Consider the following 19,961-nt stretch of genomic DNA (forward strand, 5'->3'; position numbering starts at 1 on the left):
TCACACAGTCGCCGAAATCCGCAAAAATGTTCAGCAGTTTATGGACGAGATCATGAAATATCCCTTGTCCATCATCGATCGTCTTTGTGTTAGATTCTAAGTGATTCAATAATTCAACTTATATAGATACGGATGTTCGTCGCCAGCAGCTTCCTATTTACTTCAATCGGCCGCCAATCTGTATACTAGCTGTCCAGTTTCTTGGATTTCTGAGTTCAGGGGAGAATGGACATAAGTGCGACTAGATACGGATGATCATCGCCAGCAGCTCCGTACTAACTTCAATTCGCCGCCACTTTTCATAGCAGCAGGTTGAGCAGGAACTTGCAACGGTTTTTCCAATCATTGCGGATATGCGGATATAAAGAAAAAGAACTGCGCATTGGCAGTTCATGATCATGTCATGTCATTTCAATTATTGAGATTAAGCCTGATATGGTTATACTGCCTGAAATATGCTGCTGGCTGAGCCGCGCCAGAACAATTCTTTTAATCGCGGACGTTTCGCCGGTAAAGCGCATTGCTCAGAGATCAGCTTGCATGCGAGATGGCATGCTTGTTCCATAGTCGCTTCCGAGCCGGCGGTAATGAGCAGACCACGGGAATCGATATAGGCAATCAGCATCTCATCCGCATGGAGGGTGCTTTTCAACCGCAGGGGAGATTCGGGATGATTCAATTCATCTTGACTGTAAATCAGTATACTGTGCTCGGGAAACAGGGCAGGTTCAACAAACCGGACATGACACTGTTCCACTGAACGTTGTGTAAGCGATACCAACACTTGCTGCAACGCGAAGATGGATTGCTGTCTTACAATGCTTGTGCTTAGAGCCGAGTAAATGGTTGTCATATGGTATCCTCCTTGCTGCTGTCATCCCAGACAACTGCCTATCTGAAAGATTACCCGTATTTTATCAGACTGAAACGAAAAAACAAGCGAACGGGATGTGGCACATTTGCGACATTTGATCGCCTGAAATGGCTTTATCCCGTTCTAGAGGTTAGAACGTGTCCTGTGTCCACGCGACTAGCTCGAAAGCGACGAGACGCGACGCACAATCTGCGATCGGCGTTGATTCAGCCAAGACATGGCTAACGTCCATAGCGGTAAGCTCCATAAGAAGACAGCATATGGCGCATATGAGTGAACGGGAACATCTAATATGGTGCCGCATAGCACAGCAAGCATGTTCCAAGGGATTATTGCCGCAAAAATAAGCGCGGTATCAGCCACGACCCGGGATAATTGCTCCTTCGGGAACCGCTCGGACCAGAGCGGGAGCACGCTTCGTCCCGCCATCATGATAGGCAGCGTCTGGGTACAGGAGACGAGTGCCAGCGCGAGTCCGTATAGGCCGACACGGGTGGTCGCTCCGGGCATCGAAGTGTTCTCTCCGATAAATGCGGCCATATACGGCTCCAGGCTGCGCGTCGATTCCAAAATCCCATTAAACGCCCCGGCCAGCGCGATTAGCAAGACAAGCTCAATGATGGGCAGCACCCCCTTCGTATGCAGAGAAGGAAGTGCGGCATTTCCGTACCCGAAGAGCATCCCGTTCAGCCAGGCGGATGGTTCGGTTCCTTGCAGCCAAGAGCCGATAATGATCGCCGTCACGATGGCCAGCATGAAGGCATAGCGCGTCTTCCAACGCAGCAAAATCGCAACGATTAAAGCCGCTGCGGGTAAGATGAGCCACGGACTGAATGTGAAGCTGCTGTGGAATTCCTCCATTCGCAAGGCCTCGGCTGGCACCGACCAGCCTCCTGCGATGTCGAATAGGACAAAGATGACCGTGGCGGTTGCCAAGCCGAGCAGCGTCGTGGGCACAAGCGCCGGATACTGGCGTCCGACGGTCGTTCCGGTCGAATCGGCGACGAGGCGATGCGTGCTCGAAAACGGAGAGGAGCGGTCTCCGACGAATGCTCCCGAGACTAACGCCCCGGCCATCAGCGGCAACGGCACTCCGGCGATTGCCGCTACGCCCATCATTGGAATGCCGACGGCGCTGAGCGTTCCGGTCGAAGTGCCGAGCAGCATGGAGAAGAGGGCAGAGAACCAGAACGTCAGGGTCGTCATGAAGGCGGGAGCCACCCACTGCAATCCTTGTTCAATCAGGTACGGAATCGTGCCGCATAAGGTCCATACCGGAATCATCAGTCCGACCATAATGAGAATCCAGATGACCTCTATCGTATGCTTGGCGCCATCGCGCATGTACCTGAAAAGAACGGGCCAAGCAGTGCCTTGCCGCCGAGAAAGGGCAGTCAGGCTGAAAAAGCCGGCGGCAAAGCCAATAATAAGTGGGAAATGCAACAAATAAGCTGTGGAAAGTCCCGCAATCGTTATAACAATGACGGTGAGTAGTTGGTGTTTCGTTAACATTACGGTAAGGCATCTCCTGTCTTCATGTCTCTGATGAAGTTGATGCAATTAGAAGGTGCGTATGAAGAAACGCGAATCATGCGATGATGTCATGCAGCTAGCGGGACTGGGCTTGCAACCAACTGGCCGTAGCATCCAGCGCCGCTTCCAATTCCGGAGTTGTGCCTTGGAACGGGTGGACGGCGTTGAAGGTGTGTCCGCCGCCTTCAATTGTAATCCATTCTGCTGCTGGGTAACTCGCAACGAGACGGGCCGATCCGTCACGGAAGCCGGGCAGGTCATCCGAGCCTTGAATGAGCGCCATAGGAAAAGAGGCGGAGGCAGTGCGGCCAATTAGGTCATACCGCTCGCGGTTGGCTTCCAAGTCATCGAGCATGACACGGTCAAGCGGCAGCGCTTCGCCGGTGCGGGCATTGACGACCTTCGAACGCCCGGATGTTCGCATCTCGTGCTTCTGCTCTGCGGTGAACAAATCCATATTGGTTACACCGTTCCATGTAATGACGCCTGCGATCTCCTCTGGATGATCGAGCGCATAGAGCAAGCAGCTTGCTCCGCCGCGGCTATGTCCCAGCAGGTAGACAGGCGCTTCCGGGCCTATGCGACGGCCGGGAGCGGCCTGCTGCAACCATTCATTGAAATCCCCGCCAGTGATCCACTGAAGCAAAGCAGTCAGATCCTCCTGCTCCCGCTCATACGTGTTGACGGCGAATCGTTCCGGCTCATCAAAGCGGTCGAGCGATGGACCGACACCGTTATATGTAAAATTGAAGGTGATCGTGAGTAGGCCGCTTCGCTCCGCCAATTGTTCCGCCGCATAGGGGAACATGCCCCAGTCTTTAAAGCCTTTGTAGCCGTGAGTGATAATAAGCACGCCCTGCTTCTTCTGCTGCTCCGGAATACATACGTCGCCACGCAACGTGCGTTGTTCCTTCCAACTTTTTTCAAAAGAATGTCTCATTAAACCTACCTCCTTGCTAGTACAATATTCACGCCTCATTGTAACATAGAACAGCCGCAATGAAGCATGCAACTCCTAATGTAAAGATTATTTAATGTGCGGTTATCTCTACTTGCGCAATGAGCGAATCCAAGCTTGACACGTGCATATACGGAGTGTACTATGTGTACTAGTTGAAGTAGCACACTATTCATGCCGTGAAATGAACGGAGAAAGGAGGATGTCATGTTTCGTTTGCAAGAGCGAAGTACCACACCAATATATGAACAGATTGTGGAGCAAATGAAAGCACTAGTCGCTAAAAACGTGATGCAGCCCGGGGAAAAAGTGCCTTCGGTGCGGGAATTGTCCTCCATGTTGGTCGTAAATCCGAACACGGTTAGCAAAGCGTATCAGGAGTTGGAGCGTCAGGGCGTCATTGAAACGCTGCGGGGCAAAGGCACATTTATAGCGGAACCCGCTGCTCCGCCCATGGCAGAAGAGAGGATGACGAAGTTGAAGGATGAAGTGAACCGCATTGCTGTAGAAGCGAAGCATTTGGGTCTTGAACGGGAGGAGTTCATTGATATGGTCGAACAAGCATGCGAGGTATGGTGGAGGGATGACGAATCATGATGCAAGTGGAAGCGATACATAAGGCGATTGATGGCAGGCCGATATTGCGGGGCATCAGCTTTACGATTGAGCCCGGCCGCATAATGGGCCTCGTCGGACGCAACGGGACGGGTAAAACGACACTGATGCGGACGCTGGTCGGCATATACGATCCGGATCAAGGGAGCGTTGCCTTTGAGGGAATGGACATACATAAGTATCCGGAGCTGAAGCGGGATGTTGTATTTGTCCCGGATGCGCCCGTGGCGCTTGAGGCGTATACAATTCGGGAATGCGCCGCTTGGTATGGGCAGATTTATCCGAGCTTCGATCTGTTTTACTTTACCGAGGCGATGGAACGGTTCAAGCTGCCGATGAATAAACGGGTCCGCACGTTGTCCAAGGGGATGAAGATGCTGTTCAGCACGGCGCTTGGCTTGTCGACGAAGGCCCGCCTCATTCTGTTCGACGAGCCGACGAACGGAGTCGATGCCGTAACCAAGAAGCAGCTATTGAGCCTCATCGTCGAATCGCTGCGCAAGGATTCCTCTATTCTCATTTCGTCGCACATGCTGAACGAGCTGGATCGGATCGCGGATACCGTCGTGCTGCTGCGGGATGGCCGGACGGATGAGACATGGGACTTGGAGCAATTGCGTCAACACATGAAAAAGATGCAGGTCGTCTTTACGGCGACAGAACCGCCTGCTTGGCTGGCAAGGGAGGATGTATTCGTGCTGCAGCAGGTAGGCCGCGTGTATACCGTCATGCTGGAGTCGGACGAGGCGTTTACTGCGCTGAAACGTGAGGAGCCAATGCTCATCGACGAGCTGCCGCTCTCGCTGGAAGATTGGTTCATGTGGAAATCGGGAGGTGACGGCGATGCAGCGTAGTATTTTTGTGCGGGCGTTGTGGTGGAAGGAATATCGACAGACGCGGGTGCTGCTGTGGTTGATGATGATTGCCGGCTTTTTCTCAACGGCTTACCTGCACATGCGGGAGGTGTGGTTTGCTTCCCCGCAGGTCATTGTGGGACTAGTGAAGTATTTGGCAAAAACTCAGGAGACGAATTGGCTGCTGCACAGAAACTATGGCGGTTTTATGCTGCTGCTTGTGCTCGGAGGTTTTTTGCTGTCATTGTGGCAGCTCGGCCATGAGCGCCGCAATCAGATGAGCGAGCAGACGTTTGCGCTTCCTTATCCACGGTGGGTTATCTACGTGACAAAATGGTTGGTTAGTGTCGCTTATATCGTGTTTGTCGTTACGGCCAGCGTAGCATTGGATATACTCGTACTCAAGCTGTCGCAGGTGGGAGCATACGTGCATGTCATAGATTTTATCGGTCGCGGCTTTCACATTATCTTCGTCACGGTGGCGGCCTACACATTTACGTTGTTCATCGGCTCCTTTACGGGGACTTGGACGTTGCAAGCGGCGCTTTCCATTATCAGCTTGTTCTTGTATGAATTTTTTACTCTCATGCTGCAGCAACTTCTGTATATCTTCATGATTACGCCAATATACATGGAACTTCGATTGTGCGGAACGTTCTGGGAAAAGTTCAATTTAACGAATTGGGTATTCCATGAGGGCGGCAATTATCCATACGCGTTCGTCGGAGTCGTCTCCTTGCTGCTGTTCATCGCGGGCATGGTGCTCTATTCGCGTAATTCGCTTGAAAACAATGGCAAGCTGGTGCTTTTTCCAATCATTGAGAAGCTGTTCATCGTCGGATTTGTATTATGTGCGGCATTGTTTAGCGGCAATTTGAGTTATGACACGCTTTATCCCGGACGCCTCGGATATGCGGCAGGCGCAGGGCTTGGCACCATCATCGGCTATATCATCATCCGCACATTGACGCGCATGCGTGTACGAACTTAGCGTGATACAGCGTGAACAACGAGTGCAGGCTGGTAATTGAGACAATGGTGCAGGAGGTAATGCCATGAAGAGCGCAGATGCCGTACTTCAACTCAGAAATGTAACCAAGAAAATTGGGAAGCGCACGATTGTAGATCAGGTGTCCTTTGACGTTCCGGCAGGAGAAGTGTTTGGCTTTCTCGGGCCGAACGGGGCAGGGAAGACGACGACGATCCGCATGATAGTGGGCTTGATTGCAATGACCGCAGGGGAAATTTATGTGAAGGGCATTTCCGTGAACAAGCAATTCGAGCGTGCGATGACCCACATTGGCGCGATTGTGGAAAATCCAGAGATGTATAAGTTTCTTACCGGTTATCAAAACTTAGTTTATTTTGCGCGACGGCATACCGGCGTGACGACCGAACGAATTAATGAAGTCGTGAAGCTTGTCGGTCTGCAGAACCGGATTCACGAGAAAGTGAAGCGTTATTCGCTGGGCATGCGGCAGCGGCTCGGCGTTGCGCAGGCGCTGCTGCACAGACCCTCTGTCCTTATCCTGGACGAGCCGACGAACGGGCTTGATCCGGCGGGAATACGCGAGCTCCGCGACTATTTGCGCACCCTTGAGCGGCAGGAGGGGATAGCCGTCATCGTCTCGTCTCATTTGCTATCTGAAATGGAGCTGATGTGCGACCGGATCGCCATTATCCAAGCTGGAAAACTGATAGATGTTCGCTCTATGAATGATCTGAAGAATAGGGTTGCCCATCGCATCATCGTTGAAGTCGAAGAGCCTGAGCCGACGAAAGAGGTTCTGACTGCAATGCTGCCTGATATCGCCATGGCTGTACAAGCCGGACAATTGGAGATTACGGCAGGCCGCGATCGGATTCCGGAATTAACGAGAGCGTTAGTGCAAGCGGAAATTGACGTATACGGCATTCGGACGGCGAATCAATCGCTGGAGGATCGATTCTTGGAGCTGACAAGGGGGGAGCAAATTGTCTAATTTCTACAGACTCATTCAGAACGAGAATATGAAAATAGTTCGTCGTCCCCGTACATGGGCCATGGTGGGTGTTCTAATTTTTGCTCTCCTGTTACTGACAGCGATTTTGAAAATTGATCAAAATCCCAATATTCAAAACAACAATTGGAAGCAGCATCTTACAGAGACGAATCAACGGCTGCAGCAGCAGATAGATGAGAATAGCGCTGATGCAAGCCCGGACATGAAGCTCAAACTGGAAGGCGAGATTAACAAAAATCTATACTATATGGAACACAATGTGAACCCATACGAAGTGACGATATGGAGTGTAGTGAATGGTTCATCCAGTTTGATGGTTCTGATCACGCTCTTAACCGTTATTGTGGCGGCAGATATGCTCGCAGCCGAGTATTCATGGGGGACGATCAAGCTGTTGCTTGTCGGCCCGGCTTCCCGCACTAAAATACTGCTCAGCAAATACATATCTACACTCCTATTCACGCTATTTTTGCTCGTGCTGAACTTCGTAGTATCTTTTGCGCTGGGGGGGATTCTTGAAGGATTTGGAGAGATCTCTCGACCCGCCCTTACGATTGGCGCTGGCGGAGCGGTGGAGGAAGGCTCGATGCTAGTTGCTATTCTTCAAAATTATGGATTCAAAACGATAGAGCTGATTATGTATGTGACGATGTCGTTTATGATTTCCGCCACTTTCCGCAGCTCTTCCATGGCGATAGCCTTCTCGTTGCTGTTTATGCTCATCGGCAATACGCTCGTCAATATTTTAAGCAAATTCGAGTGGGTAAAATATTTGTTGTTCGCTAACGTCAATCTAAGCCAATATGCGAACGGCACACCGGTTCGCCCGGACATGACGATGCTCTTCTCAGTCTACGTTTTGCTGGTCTACTTTGTCGTATTTCATCTTATTTCTTGGGTCGTATTTACGAAAAGGGATGTTGCAGGGTAAGTGATTGGAGCGTTGTAAAATATAGCTTAAGATTTTATAAATAGAGAAGCAAGTTGAGATAGGTCGGCGGGAGTGGTCATTGGTGGAAGCAGACATGGCATTCCTCTATATTATAATTACCCTTATCGTGTGCTGGATCTCAGTGAACTGGCTGCACCGGAAGTACACGAAGGGACGGCTTGCACTAACGATTCTGCTGCTATGCTTGTTGGTGGCGCTAATTGCCATGCAGGCTCCGTTGGAATACGTGATGATGAAGATTCAGGGCAGCGTAGACCTAATCAAGGCGTTCTATCTACTGGATAGTCTGCTGGGGCAGGCCTCGATGGGATAGAACAGACAAGAGCGGGCGGGAGCTGAAGTATACCAGCTCCCGCCCGCTTTGACGTTTAGCCTAATACGCGGCGGAGCACACGCTCGGTGCGTGCAGCGATGTCGCGGACGTCGTCTGGCGTGGCGCATAGCGGCAGCCAGTAGTACAGGGTGTCACCGAGCGGGCGGAGGATGAGTCCCTCCTCGAAGCCCGCCTCGTACATGGCCGCCCCGATGCGCCGCTCGGGCGGGAAGGGGTGGCGGCGTTCGGCATCCTCGTACAGGTCGAACGCCGCCACGAGCCCGAGCTGCCGCACATCGGCAACGTGTGGCAGCTGGGCGATGCCGCCGAGCGCTTCGGCGAGCGCGGCAATGGTGTCTTGTGCCTGTTCGAGGGTGTGTTCCTCCTCGAACAGGCGCAAGGAAGCCAAGGCCACGGCGCAGGCCACCGGGTTCCCGGTGAAGCTGTGCCCGTGGAAAAATGTCTTCTGCGTCGCGTAATCGTCATAGAACGCGTCGTAAATGTCATCGGTGCACAGCGTGGCGGAGAGCGGCATAATGCCGGCGGTCAGCCCTTTGCTCAAGCACATGATGTCGGGGCTGACCTCTGCATGCTCGCAGGCGAACATCTTGCCCGTCCGCCCGAAGCCAGTCGCCACTTCGTCTGCGATGAGATGGACGCCGTGCTCCGTGCACAGCTCGCGCAAGCCTTGCAAGTAGGCAGCGGGCGTCATGATCATGCCGCCCGCGCCCTGCAGCATCGGCTCCACGATGAAGCCGGCCAGCGTGTCCGCTTCGCGCTCGAACAGCTCGCGCACCTTCGCCAGTGCCGCTTCCGCCACCTCGCGTTCGCCTTCCGGACCGGCCGCGCGCGCCTGCCGCAGGTCCGGCACCGGCATGCGGTGCGCGTGGAACAGGAGCGGCTTGAACAGCGAATGATAGAGCTGAACGCCGCCGACGCTTACCGCGCCAAGCGTATCACCGTGATAGCTGCCGTCCAAGAAGACGAACTTCGTCTTCGACGTGCGGCCGATCTGCTGCCAATATTGGAATGACATCTTGATCGCCACTTCCACCGCGGTGGAGCCGTTGTCCGAGTAGAACACTTTGTTCAGCCCCGCAGGCGTGATGTTTACGAGTTGTTCCGCCAGCTCGATGCCCGGGGCGTGTGTCAGCCCGCTGAACATGATGTGGTCGAACTGATCCAGCTGCTGTCGAATCGCTTCCTTAATCCGTGGATGGCCGTGTCCGTGCAGATTGCACCACCATGACGACACTGTATCGTAGAATCGCCGTCCATCGGCATCATATATATAGATGCCCTCCGCTTTTTCAATGAGGACATGATCACGATCAGCGTAATCCTTCATTTGGGTGAACGGATGCCAGACGTAAGACCGGTCCTTGCGTAGCAGCTCCTGCTTTATCGTTTCCTTCATTTTGTGCCAGCTCCCTTGCAAATATCTCGATTAACGAGTCCACAATGTTAACCTATTAGTATACACAATAGGTTAACAAAAGTTTTTCGCGCTAGCAATCCCCCGCTCGGTGCTGCAGCAGGATGAAATCCTCGGTCCGCAGCATGAATAGAAGATTAGTCTCGGGGAGGATCGCGATTTCGTTCGGCAGGCGCTTCAGGCTGACAAGGAGCCGATGTATGCTCATAGTACGGTTCAATAAGGGGGTAAACCTCTTATAGAGAGATGAGAAGGAGGCGTGATCCAGTGGCACGGATCATTTACGAAATCGATCATGTCAGTCAGTTGTATAAGCGGGGCAAGGTAAAGGCGAACGTCGATATTACGTTACAGGTGCAGGAGGGAGAAATTCTGGGCGTACTCGGCCCGAACGGCGCAGGCAAATCAACATTAATCAAGCAGATGATCGGGCACTTGCAGCCGACGGAGGGGAAAGTGTCGTTCTACGGAACAGATGTGGTTCAACAGACGAGGCGTGTGGCGCAGCAGGTCGCTTACTATTCACAAGAACCGCACGTATTGGCATCACTCAAAGTGCAAGAGGCGTTGGTGTTCACCGGAAGACTGCGGGGAATGGCCAAGCTGGAGGCTGAACGTCAGGCCGAGGAACTATTAGAAATGATGGGAATGACTGAATTGCGCCGGAAGCAGCTCAAGCATCTATCCGGCGGTCAGCGGCGGATGATCGGCATAGGGACGGTTATGATCGGCAGCCTGCCAGTCATGATCCTGGATGAACCGACGAATGAATTGGATCCGGCGAACCGGCGTCTTGTCTGGAATCTCATCAAGGAGCGCAACTTGCAGGGCGCTACAGTCATTCTAGTCACGCACAACGTGCTGGAAGCCGAACAAGTCGTCGATCGGGTGGCCGTCATCAATCACGGCCGGCTGCTTGCGATCGATGCCGTTGCGAAGCTGAAGCAGAAGGTGGACCAACGCCTGAAGTTCGAGCTGATTACGGAATTCGGTCGAAGAGAAGAGGCGGCAGCAGCGATGAGGCAGTGGGGACATCTTCATATTAATGGAGAGAATCGGCTTATCCTCTTGGTGGATAAAGAATCGGCGAGTCAGGTGCTCGATTATATCGTTCATTTTCCAGAACTGCCCATTGAGGAATACGCTGTGAAGCCGCCGAGCCTCGAAGATGTTTATTTCCATATCGACGGTCAGGCAGAACGGGAGGCGAGTGGCGCATGAATCCAGCAATGAATCCGAAGCAAGCCTCGGCAGCCGTTGCGATAAGCGGTCCCGGGCGCATCTGGACGGAGCTGTCCATCCTGTTTCGCATCCAATTCGCCATCGTGCGGGATAGCTGGGTCTGGGTCGTTCTGATGGCGACCATGTTTCCGTTGACGACGACACTGTTTATGTCGTTTTTCGCCGACAATCCAAGCGAAGAGATGATGATTCGCATCATAGCGGGCAATCTCATCTTCGGTGTCATCGTGATGGGGATGAACGGCATGGGGCAAGAAATTTCATGGCAGAAGCATCAAGGCCACTTTACGTATTATGCTTCGCTGCCGATCTCCAAGCTGAACTTTGTGCTCGCCAATTTGCTTCGCGGGCTTATGAATACGCTCCCGTCCTTCATTATTCTAGCTATGATTGGGCAATGGGGCTATGGCATCGAATTTCATTACTCATGGGGGCTTCCGGTTGTCGTCATCCTCTCGCTGGCGAGTGTCGTCGGCATCGGCGTATGCATCGGCTTCTGGTCGCCGAATCACCAGCTTACGAACATGCTGGTGCAGGCCCTGATGATGTTCGTCACTTTTCTGTCTCCCGTCATGGTAGACATTCAGCAGCTTCCCGTGCCTCTGCAGTGGCTGTCTTATCTGTTTCCTACCACGTATGCGGCTGACGCGATGCGGAACGTGCTCTTGGCCGGATGGTCCACCGGCGTTATGTTGGACTGCGTCGTCTTGCTCGCCTATAGCGTCGTGACGATCTTCGTCATCAACAATCTGGTCAAATGGCGGATCGGCGAATAGCGCATGAATGGGGAGCGGGCCGAGCCGAACCGCCGCTTCCCTCCGTACTTGATTCTCATGCTGCGGCAGTTGTATGCTCTGTATTAGTGCGTGTACAAAAGGGACTATCGAAATCCTCGCTTTTGCTAATGGATTTACGACATCCGGATGATAGGAAGGGAAGAAGCAGTGTTATGATTTATGGAATCGGGCATGACATATTGGAGTTGGATCGGGTAACCCGCCTTCTGAACGGCAAGAGTAAAGACCGCTTCCTGCAGCGGGTGCTGACGCCGGCGGAGCTTGCGGTGCTCAAGCAGCGGGAAACGCGTATGGCAGAATGGGTGGCGGGCCGATTCGCGGTGAAGGAAGCGGTCGTCAAAGCGTTCGGTACAGGAATAGGCCGCACGATCGGCTTCCTTGATATCGAGGTGCTGCCCGATGCGCATGGCAAACCGCACGCGTGTGTAAGCGAAGCGGCCTGGAACCGCCTCGGCCTGCCCAGCGACTCCTATCGGATTCACGTCAGCATCTCGCACCAGCCAAGCCTTGCTTCGGCACAGGCCATCGTGGAGCATCGGCAACATGCTGCACGCAGCGGAGATGACAGCAGCGCACCCGCCGCACTCTGAACGGAAGCGGGTCAGAGCCGGGTAATAGGCAGTCGAGATTCGCACGACAATCGGATAGAAGAAGTCCCGTTCCCCGCATGAGGAGCGGGACCGGTATGTCTGGACATCGGAATCCTATTCATTCAAATAAGTTATCACGCGGCTTTGGATGAATTGGACCACCTCATCCAGCGATTTTTGCCCCGCATAGTACATCTTCGCTTTATCCGCTACGATGCGCATCACTTTGTCATCGCTGCGCACAAGCGTATTCGCCTGCATCATGCTGAGACTGACACCGATTGGCATCGAATATAGGCCGCCCTCGTACTTCTTCGCACCGTTCCAATCGAATAAGGTCTGCCAGACGAGTACGAATGAAGCGACCGGCATGACGAGGGGCAGAACGTACGCTGTTCGCAGCCAGCGCCGGATGAACACGCGCTGATTGAGCGCCATTGCGATCAGGAGAGAGCAGACGAGCATGACGGGAGCCCTGACTGAAGTGAACCAGACTGTGTTTCACGGGGCTTTGCGGAACGATTCGCTACGCATCAGCTCCGCGTAATTGTCCCATCTGACGAAATACCTTTCCTGCGAACCATCCTGCACGGAGTACACCATTCCCATTGCAAAGGGGATAATATAGAACAGCATAAAGCCGAATAAACTGGGGGCGAGAAAGGCGAGCGCGATGACGGAATCGCGGCGCAGCTTGTGTTGCAATCTCATAATGCATCCTCCATAATGGGTGGTAATTCATTCGCTTGCAGACAACAGCATAACTTCCTTAAGTGACAACTGCGTGTCACATCGGCATGTAACGGCCGAAAAATATGGCCTAGCTTAGAAGGAGTGCAGGATATAAAAAATCCTGATGACGGACGGAAAGGAGTTTGCTGGCGAACATATGGAGCATACGATTCTCGTCGTGGATGACGAGCAGCTAATACGTGAATTGATAGCAGACTATTTGGAAGATGAAGGATATGAAGTGATGCAAGCGGCAGATGGAGCGGAAGCCGTCCGTCTCCTGCGACAGCGGGCAGTGGACCTGGTCGTCTTAGATGTAATGATGCCGGGGAAGAACGGATTCGAGGTGTGTGAAGACATCCGTTCCTTTTCGAATGCGGTCATCGTCATGCTGACCGCCAAAGCGGAAGAGGAAGACAAGCTGACCGGTTATGGGAGCGGGGCCGACGATTATGTTACGAAGCCGTTCAGCCCGAAGGTGCTGGCGGCGAAGATACGAGTGCTGCTGCAGCGCTGGAGTCATGCGGAACCGGCTAGCGGTGCGGAGGAGACGGGATTTGTTATCGACGAGGCGGCTTATGAAGTGCGGGTGAACGGATCCGTGCTGCCGTTGACGACGAAAGAATTCGAGCTGCTGCGCTGCTTGTCGCAGCATCCGAATCAAGCGCTTACACGCGATAACATTTTGGACAAGGTATGGGGAATGGACTATTTCGGGGATGTCCGCACCGTGGACACGCACATCAAGCGGCTGCGCCGCAAGCTGGGCGAGCACGCGGAGCACATCGTAACCGTAAGGGGGAACGGGTACAAATACCGATGAAAAAGTCATTATTTGCGGGCAAGCCGCGGCTTGCCGTCAAAATGTACTGGACGACAGCGATCGGATTTTTATTGTTCACCGCACTGTTCATGGTGCTGCAGCTTATTTTCTTCCAGCCGTACTCGTTGACGATGCGATCCAACCAACTGAAGAGTGAATTTCGAGCCTTATACGACGAGCTCCATGGACAGCATATCGATAACAAATGGATGGCACGCGCCGCTTCCTTTGACGTGGATCACTACTCCTTGACGGGGGTGGTGGAGAAGCGGGGAAAGGACGTTCGAGTATTTTTGGGTGAACGTCCACAGCAGGCGGTCCGTCTGCGCAAGCAGGACGATCCGAACATTTATATTTTTCATACTTCGCCGAAGGCTCCTGTCATCTCAGGTATTCCAACGAAGATTACTCCTATCGTTCCTGTCACACCATACAAAGAAGTGGAGCTCATTCCAACAACGCCGGCATCCTGGTTCAGTCCAGATGCGATGCGGCTGAACTTCGTGCTGGAAGAGAAGCTGACCGACATGCTGAAGCTGCCGCTTGAAGACGGTCTTGCCGTCGAACTGTTCAAGCAAGGGGTACTGGACGAGAAGAACGAGCGGATATGGGCGGCCATAGCTCCCCTTTCAGAAGAGAATGATGCCGAACGCTACATGATTACGGTATCCACGCTGCAGCCGGTCTCGGATGCCTCCTCGCTATTGGGTGGCTTCTATCGCTACTTCTACATTGCAGCGATTGCGCTGCTGCTCGGATTCGCGTTTTTGTTCACGCGTATGATTTCGCAGCCGCTCGTGAAGCTGAACGAGATGGCAAAGCGCTTGGCGCGCCTGGACTTCTCCGCGCGGACGGACATCAAGCGCGACGATGAAATCGGGGAGCTGGCGCATACGTTCGACTTCCTCGCGACCGAATTGAACGGCACGATGCAGGAGCTGCGCTCGGCGAACGAGCAGCTGCAGCGGGATATTGAGAAGGAGAAGCAGCTGGAGCGGCTGCGCAAGCGCTTTGTCGCCAGCGTATCGCACGAATTGAAGACGCCGGTCAGCCTGATTCAGGGTTATGCGGAAGCTTTGCGCGATAACGTGGGGCATGGGGCGAAGCGAGACAAATATGCTTCGGTCATCGTGAGCGAGTCAGAGCGCATGTCGCGGCTCGTCCATGATTTGCTCGACCTATCGCAGCTCGAGAGCGGGAAGTTCCACTTGCAGTGGAGCGAAGTGTCGCTCCGGATGACATTGCGGATCGTTCTGCAGACGCTGGAGGCATTAACCGGGGATTGCCGCGTGACGATGTATTGGAATGTGCCGGAGGAAGAGGTATTCGTGCATTCGGATGAGCAGCGCTTGCAGCAAATTTTGACGAATGTGCTGACGAATGCGCTCCGCCACACGCCATCGGGCGGCCGCGTGGAAGTGCGCGTGCGATGGCCGCAAGACAACGCTGGTGATTGCGTGCAGGTTGAAGTGTATAACGAGGGCGAACCGGTGTCAGAGGAGCATCTGCCGCACATATGGGATGCGTTCTACCGAGCCGAGTCCTCGGGCAATCGAGCCTCAGGCGGCAACGGCATTGGGCTTTCGATCGTGAAGCATTTGCTGGAGAAGCACGGCAGCGTATATGCTATCCGCAATGTGGATGGCGGAGTGCTCGTTACGTTCACGCTGCCGGTATCGGATGCGGTGAGCGAGGAATAAAAGTGTGAGGCAGCCGATATGAGCCGTGTCGAGATTCTGGTTTTCTCGATGAGGCTGGTTTTTGGTACAATGGGAAGCGGGAGAAAACCGGACAAGCGGGGGAGTGTTGCAAAATGAACGGTTCGCGATGGATGCGGAGCAAAATGTACATCGTCGTATGGGCGGTGCTGGCGCTTTCGCTGCTGCTGCTCATTCAAGGAAATGGGAAGAAGGCGGTCTCCGGTGTCATTGTCGCCGGTATTGTGTTTGCCATTGTTAAATATTTTGGTGCCAAGCAGGCCGAGCAATCGTCTGACCCACAGCAGCATAGCTATGGCATTCTCGTTATTTGCGAACAGGACGATGATGAGGACGAGATTCAACATGAGGAACTGCTCGATGAGATGTTTGCCGCGGGGAACGTGGACATCTCTTATCAATGCACAGCTAATGAGCTTAAGGAGTGGAATCCATCACTTGACGTGCTGCAGCTCCCTTGCTTCATGGTGTTGAATGGAAATAGCTCGGATGAACTTGAAGTTCTAGTTAAGCATCCGTTCTTTTACAGTTCCGATCACCGGGAAGTAATTCGGTTCATTCAAGAGAATAAGAAATAGCTATAAGCGCGTGTTCGCAAAGGGGACTTTTTGAACAACCTCTATTTGAACAACCTCTATAAATACAATAATAGGCCGCACCTAAGAACGAGGTGTCGGCCTATCGCCATATAACGGACGGATGCATTTATTTCTTGCTTGCCAGCCATTCGGCAACTTTTTCGATGTCGGCTTCGTCAAGGCTCTTGCCGAGCGCCGGCATGCGTTCGCCGCCATTTTTGATCGTATTCACGATATCTTCCTTGCTCAACCGTTCGCCTACCTTCTGCAGATTAGAAGGCGCGCCCATCAGCCCTTGCATCTCATTGCCGTGGCATTGCATGCAGCGCTGCTTGTAGATGGCGACGGCGTCTTCCGGCCCTTCGAGCGCCTTGGAGCTTGAACTTCCTCCGCCCCCACACCCGGCAAGCATAAGGCCTGCAGCAAGCAATACGATTATGCTCAGCGTATAACGTGAAGATGTGCTTCGTCGAAGCATCACATATCCGCCCCTTTGTATCCAGTGCCCCAACGGGCATTGTCTATGATCTTGTATACAATATAGTATAGGAAGTTCTTCCAATCCAAAGCAAGGCGTAATGCGCATTGTTGCTAGAACGTTCACATCTCATAAGGGTTACAGCTTCATGCCCATGCGGCTCTTATAGCGTTTGATTAGAATTTGAGTTTCTACGCTCATAATGCCCGGCAAGACGTACATTTTCTCTTTCAGAAATTGCTCCATCTCGCGGTTCGTGGCAAATAAACCGTGCATATGCAGCTTGCTCGGACCAGTCATATGATAAAGGCTGGTCACGCAAGGCTCGCAAGCCAGCTCATCAGCCGCCTGCATCAAATATTTTGGCTCTACCTCCACGTTAAAAAAGGCGGACACGCCGATGCCGATTTTTTCCGGATTGATGACGATTGTGAATTTCTCTAGCACCCCTTCTTCCATTAGCGCATTCACCCGGGCTTGAACGGCGACCCGCGACAGGTTTACTTCTTTGGCCAAATCGGTATAGGAAATGCGGCTGTTCTCGTGGAGCAGCGATAAAATGGTTTTGTCAATCTCGTCAAGCGACGAAGCGGGAATGTCATACAGCGTGTGCATGCGCAGCACCTCCGGTTGGGAAAAGGGTTTGTTTACTGCTTGGTTGAACAATCACTAATGACTTGAAAATGGCCAGACATTCAACCAATTTTGCCAAGCGCAAAGCTTATCATGAGAATGAGGAATACCAGTGACGTAATCATGACATACAAATAATCTTTTTCCTTCAGAAAGACAAAAATCGAGACCGCGACGCGGAAGACCGGGGTCAATATCAATAGTGACAGTCCGGCCATCATGATGGCATAGGCTTTACCTTCGACAAGCCCGGTCACAATTCCTATCACCGTCGTAGGATAGGTCTGTTCTGGATAACCACTCTGCCCGGTAATCAAAAACAGCAGCAAGCCCGTTACAATAACGGCCGCGCTGGTGAGGACGCCGATGCGCAAAAAGGTGCTGACAGCGGCTTCTACATCATAGATTTTCTCGTCTTTCGCCTGCTTTTTATTCATTGCTTCATTCATTACATACCACCCAATCCTTGTACAATCATTTGAACTGCGACATAGGCAAGTATAGGGATGAACAATTTGCGAATGGTCTTGTTCTTTAACCGCTGCATGATGCGCGCGCCAATCGTGGCTCCGGTCAGGACGCCAAGCGCGACAGGGGCCGCAATTCTGGGATCGATGTCTCCCCTGAATAAATATACGCCAGCGCTCGCCGCTGCCGTTACGCCCATCATCAGGTTGCTCGTGGCGCTCGATACTTTAAGCGGGAGCTTCATGAACATGTCCATCGCCATCACTTTGAAGCTGCCGCTGCCGATGCCAAGCAAGCCTGAGATGACGCCAGCTCCATACATGACGCCGAATCCCCCGTACGGGTTCGCGACATTGTAATGAACCTCTTGCTGCAGCGCCTTGTCGTAGTAATGGCTGTGCAGCTTGAGCTTAGTCGCCAGCGGATGAGGCTCTACATTTTCAGGCAGCTCACTCTTCGCTTTCTTTATCATAGCCAAGGCGGAATAGAGGAGCAGCAATCCGAAAATGACGTACAACCAATCGGGTGCGATGATGGCGCCGAGAAAGGCTCCCGTTATGGCGCCGACCGTAGTGGCGATTTCCAAGAACATGCCGACACGCAAATTCGTAATGCGGTCTTTGATATAGGCGATGGCCGATCCGCTCGAAGTAGCGATGACCGAAATGATGCTGGCTCCAATGGCATGATTGATGTCCACCCCGAACAACAAGGTAAGCGCCGGCGTCACGATAATGCCGCCACCCAGACCGAGCACGGAGCCGACGATACCGGCAAAGACGGAGATGAGCAAGATCTTTAGTGCAAAAAGCGTCAACATAGTTTCTCCCTTCCATGTTCATTCTCTGATGTGTCCATGACGAAATGAAATAAAAATAGATTAATTAGTTACGTTATTCATAAAAAATGGCACATCTTTATTTCATTATATATAACAAATTTGATTTTATCTTTCTTTTTGTAAAAAAATAATGACTTTTTTGTGCTTGTTCATTAATGGAAAGGATTGAACTAATCATAAAGGTTGTATATCGTTAATAGCATGAATGGTTTAGCATGTGCATTATTCATCATTATTCATCATTTGGAGTAGGGGAGGCCGTCATGGACGTACAGAAGCGTTATTTTAGCCGCGAGCTGTTGATATGGTATCGTGCCAATCGTAGAGACTTGCCTTGGCGGCGTCATAGCAATCCGTATTATACGTGGGTGTCCGAAATTATGCTGCAGCAGACGCGAGTCGAGACGGTAAAGCCGTACTTCGAACGGTTCATTTCGAAGTTTCCGACCGTTGAGGCGCTTGCCGATGCGCCGGAGGAAGAGGTGCTGAAGGCGTGGGAAGGGCTCGGCTACTATTCGCGTGCGCGCAATCTGCAGACGGCGGCCAAGGAAGTAAAGACGCAGTACGGCGGACAAGTTCCTGACGACAAGGCGAAGGTATCCGCGTTGAAGGGGATCGGGCCGTATACGTCTGGGGCCATTATGAGCATCGCGTTCAACCGCCCGGAGCCGGCGGTAGATGGCAACGTGATGCGGGTGCTGTCGCGCTATTTCCGCCTGCATGACGATATTGCGAAGCCGGCTACGCGCGCGCATATGGAGCATCTGGCCCAAGAGCTGATTCCGGAAGGGTGCGCTTCGGATTTCAACCAAGCGCTGATGGAGCTTGGGGCGCTTGTGTGCACGCCGAAATCACCTGCTTGCCTGCTGTGCCCGGTCATGGAGCATTGCGAGGGCCGCCTGGCGGGTGAAGAGCTCGTGCTTCCAGTAAAGACGAAGGCGAAGCCTCCTAAGCCGGAGCTTCGTTATGCGGCATTAATCGAAGGCACGGGCGAACATGCAGGCAAAGTGTTGGTCCGACAGCGACCGGCAACCGGATTGCTTGCAAAGATGTGGGAACTGCCGCATCTGCTCGTTCCGAAGCAGGCTGGACTCTTCGGGATGAACGAGGCCGAGGCGATGGATGTGCTGCGGGGCGGTTTACTTGCGGAAGGAATTGACGCGGTGCCGACCGCTAGATGGGTGGACGCGGAGCATACGTTCAGCCACATTCATTGGCAGATGCGTGTTTTCCGCTGCGAATTGCGGGAACTAATGGAACTGAAGGACAAGGAACGGACTGTCTATCAATGGGCTGGGCTGGAAGAGATGGAGCATCTGGCGTTTCCAAATTTATTTTTGCGTATGTTAAAAGATTACTTTCAGTAACCTATTAAGCGACTTTATGAACAACCTCTTTCACGGAATTTCTTTCAGGGGAATAATTAAAGATTTGGTTGATTAATTAAAGGCGATTGTCCTGTTAGGGACGATTGCCCTTTTTTTTGCTGCGCAAACGTTTACAATGAACATGACGATTGGTGGA

Annotated in this window: 24 protein-coding genes; 13 read left to right on the plus strand and 11 right to left on the minus strand. The window is 52.7% G+C overall.

The annotated features are described in order from the left end of the window. Positions 1 to 439 precede the first annotated feature (439 nt). The 3 genes from M3650_RS30705 to M3650_RS30715 all read right to left on the minus strand — a co-directional run bounded on the left by M3650_RS30705 (position 440) and on the right by M3650_RS30715 (position 3,347). The gene (locus M3650_RS30705; protein WP_251580119.1) at positions 440 to 853 is read right to left on the minus strand and encodes a hypothetical protein; all 414 of its coding nucleotides are present in this window, start codon (positions 851 to 853) and stop codon (positions 440 to 442) included. Positions 854 to 1,030: 177 nt separating this feature from the next. After that, a complete protein-coding gene (locus M3650_RS30710) occupies positions 1,031 to 2,386 on the minus strand; it encodes a Na+/H+ antiporter NhaC family protein (protein ID WP_251580121.1) in 1,356 nt (451 codons plus the stop codon). A 97-nt stretch (positions 2,387 to 2,483) separates the two neighbouring features. Continuing rightward, positions 2,484 to 3,347, minus strand: coding sequence for an alpha/beta hydrolase family protein (locus M3650_RS30715; RefSeq protein ID WP_251580122.1), 864 nt, complete (start codon positions 3,345 to 3,347; stop codon positions 2,484 to 2,486). A gap of 225 nt (positions 3,348 to 3,572) precedes the next feature. Here M3650_RS30715 and M3650_RS30720 point away from each other — a divergent pair, with 225 nt between their 5' ends. The 6 genes from M3650_RS30720 (at position 3,573) to M3650_RS30745 (ending at position 8,102) form a co-directional block, all read left to right on the plus strand. Next, positions 3,573 to 3,962: a GntR family transcriptional regulator gene (locus M3650_RS30720; RefSeq protein WP_019419357.1), complete on the plus strand. Its 390-nt coding sequence runs from the start codon at positions 3,573 to 3,575 to the stop codon at positions 3,960 to 3,962. Further along, positions 3,959 to 4,834: an ABC transporter ATP-binding protein gene (locus M3650_RS30725; RefSeq protein WP_251580124.1), complete on the plus strand. Its 876-nt coding sequence runs from the start codon at positions 3,959 to 3,961 to the stop codon at positions 4,832 to 4,834. Before M3650_RS30720 ends, M3650_RS30725 begins: the two co-directional genes overlap by 4 nt. After that, positions 4,824 to 5,825 carry an acetoin ABC transporter permease gene (locus M3650_RS30730; protein ID WP_251580126.1) on the plus strand — a complete coding sequence of 334 codons (1,002 nt, stop codon included), beginning with the start codon at positions 4,824 to 4,826 and terminating at the stop codon, positions 5,823 to 5,825. The genes M3650_RS30725 and M3650_RS30730 overlap by 11 nt, the downstream gene beginning before the upstream one ends. 64 nt (positions 5,826 to 5,889) lie before the next feature. Then, positions 5,890 to 6,816 carry an ABC transporter ATP-binding protein gene (locus M3650_RS30735; RefSeq protein ID WP_251580128.1) on the plus strand — a complete coding sequence of 309 codons (927 nt, stop codon included), beginning with the start codon at positions 5,890 to 5,892 and terminating at the stop codon, positions 6,814 to 6,816. Beyond that, a complete protein-coding gene (locus tag M3650_RS30740) occupies positions 6,809 to 7,768 on the plus strand; it encodes an ABC transporter permease (RefSeq protein WP_483311803.1) in 960 nt (319 codons plus the stop codon). Before M3650_RS30735 ends, M3650_RS30740 begins: the two co-directional genes overlap by 8 nt. An 82-nt stretch (positions 7,769 to 7,850) precedes the next feature. Further along, positions 7,851 to 8,102, plus strand: a complete 252-nt coding sequence (locus tag M3650_RS30745) for a hypothetical protein (protein ID WP_251580132.1) — start codon at positions 7,851 to 7,853, stop codon at positions 8,100 to 8,102. Positions 8,103 to 8,157: 55 nt separating this feature from the next. Here the strand turns inward: M3650_RS30745 and bioA are convergent, their stop codons facing one another. Both bioA and M3650_RS30755 read right to left on the minus strand, forming a co-directional pair. Beyond that, positions 8,158 to 9,519 carry an adenosylmethionine--8-amino-7-oxononanoate transaminase gene (gene bioA / locus M3650_RS30750; protein WP_251580134.1) on the minus strand — a complete coding sequence of 454 codons (1,362 nt, stop codon included), beginning with the start codon at positions 9,517 to 9,519 and terminating at the stop codon, positions 8,158 to 8,160. Between the two features lie 91 nt (positions 9,520 to 9,610). Next, the gene (locus M3650_RS30755; protein ID WP_233695866.1) at positions 9,611 to 9,757 is read right to left on the minus strand and encodes a hypothetical protein; all 147 of its coding nucleotides are present in this window, start codon (positions 9,755 to 9,757) and stop codon (positions 9,611 to 9,613) included. 47 nt (positions 9,758 to 9,804) lie between these two features. On the opposite strand from M3650_RS30755, the gene M3650_RS30760 reads away from it, so the two are divergent. The 3 genes from M3650_RS30760 to acpS all read left to right on the plus strand — a co-directional run bounded on the left by M3650_RS30760 (position 9,805) and on the right by acpS (position 12,166). Beyond that, positions 9,805 to 10,758, plus strand: coding sequence for an ABC transporter ATP-binding protein (locus M3650_RS30760; protein ID WP_251580136.1), 954 nt, complete (start codon positions 9,805 to 9,807; stop codon positions 10,756 to 10,758). Continuing rightward, positions 10,755 to 11,555: an ABC transporter permease gene (locus M3650_RS30765; RefSeq protein ID WP_251580138.1), complete on the plus strand. Its 801-nt coding sequence runs from the start codon at positions 10,755 to 10,757 to the stop codon at positions 11,553 to 11,555. Before M3650_RS30760 ends, M3650_RS30765 begins: the two co-directional genes overlap by 4 nt. A gap of 173 nt (positions 11,556 to 11,728) precedes the next feature. Continuing rightward, entirely contained in the window at positions 11,729 to 12,166 is a 438-nt protein-coding gene (acpS, locus tag M3650_RS30770; protein WP_251580162.1) for a holo-ACP synthase, read from the plus strand. Between the two features lie 114 nt (positions 12,167 to 12,280). On the opposite strand, the gene M3650_RS30775 is transcribed toward acpS, so the two are convergent. Further along, complete coding sequence (locus M3650_RS30775) at positions 12,281 to 12,604, minus strand: hypothetical protein (protein ID WP_251580139.1); 324 nt, start codon at positions 12,602 to 12,604, stop codon at positions 12,281 to 12,283. Between the two features lie 63 nt (positions 12,605 to 12,667). Continuing rightward, entirely contained in the window at positions 12,668 to 12,877 is a 210-nt protein-coding gene (locus M3650_RS30780; protein WP_251580141.1) for a hypothetical protein, read from the minus strand. 145 nt (positions 12,878 to 13,022) lie between these two features. Here M3650_RS30780 and M3650_RS30785 point away from each other — a divergent pair, with 145 nt between their 5' ends. The 3 genes from M3650_RS30785 to M3650_RS30795 all read left to right on the plus strand — a co-directional run bounded on the left by M3650_RS30785 (position 13,023) and on the right by M3650_RS30795 (position 16,017). Beyond that, positions 13,023 to 13,721, plus strand: coding sequence for a response regulator transcription factor (locus M3650_RS30785; protein WP_251580143.1), 699 nt, complete (start codon positions 13,023 to 13,025; stop codon positions 13,719 to 13,721). After that, positions 13,718 to 15,421, plus strand: a complete 1,704-nt coding sequence (locus M3650_RS30790; protein ID WP_251580145.1) for a sensor histidine kinase — start codon at positions 13,718 to 13,720, stop codon at positions 15,419 to 15,421. The genes M3650_RS30785 and M3650_RS30790 overlap by 4 nt, the downstream gene beginning before the upstream one ends. A 113-nt stretch (positions 15,422 to 15,534) precedes the next feature. After that, positions 15,535 to 16,017, plus strand: coding sequence for a hypothetical protein (locus tag M3650_RS30795; RefSeq protein ID WP_251580147.1), 483 nt, complete (start codon positions 15,535 to 15,537; stop codon positions 16,015 to 16,017). 127 nt (positions 16,018 to 16,144) lie between these two features. Here the strand turns inward: M3650_RS30795 and M3650_RS30800 are convergent, their stop codons facing one another. The 4 genes from M3650_RS30800 to M3650_RS30815 all read right to left on the minus strand — a co-directional run bounded on the left by M3650_RS30800 (position 16,145) and on the right by M3650_RS30815 (position 18,416). Further along, positions 16,145 to 16,495, minus strand: a complete 351-nt coding sequence (locus tag M3650_RS30800) for a c-type cytochrome (protein WP_019419373.1) — start codon at positions 16,493 to 16,495, stop codon at positions 16,145 to 16,147. 138 nt (positions 16,496 to 16,633) lie between these two features. After that, the gene (chrS, locus tag M3650_RS30805; RefSeq protein ID WP_019419374.1) at positions 16,634 to 17,110 is read right to left on the minus strand and encodes a chromate efflux transcriptional regulator ChrS; all 477 of its coding nucleotides are present in this window, start codon (positions 17,108 to 17,110) and stop codon (positions 16,634 to 16,636) included. A gap of 80 nt (positions 17,111 to 17,190) precedes the next feature. Next, entirely contained in the window at positions 17,191 to 17,577 is a 387-nt protein-coding gene (locus M3650_RS30810; protein WP_251580149.1) for a DUF1634 domain-containing protein, read from the minus strand. Further along, complete coding sequence (locus M3650_RS30815) at positions 17,577 to 18,416, minus strand: sulfite exporter TauE/SafE family protein (RefSeq protein WP_019419376.1); 840 nt, start codon at positions 18,414 to 18,416, stop codon at positions 17,577 to 17,579. Before M3650_RS30815 ends, M3650_RS30810 begins: the two co-directional genes overlap by 1 nt. A 284-nt stretch (positions 18,417 to 18,700) precedes the next feature. On the opposite strand from M3650_RS30815, the gene mutY reads away from it, so the two are divergent. Beyond that, entirely contained in the window at positions 18,701 to 19,804 is a 1,104-nt protein-coding gene (mutY, locus tag M3650_RS30820) for an A/G-specific adenine glycosylase (RefSeq protein ID WP_251580151.1), read from the plus strand. The last annotated feature ends 157 nt before the right edge of the window (positions 19,805 to 19,961 follow it).

Source organism: Paenibacillus sp. MER TA 81-3, from assembly GCF_023713585.1.
GTDB lineage: Bacteria > Bacillota > Bacilli > Paenibacillales > Paenibacillaceae > Paenibacillus_B > Paenibacillus_B profundus.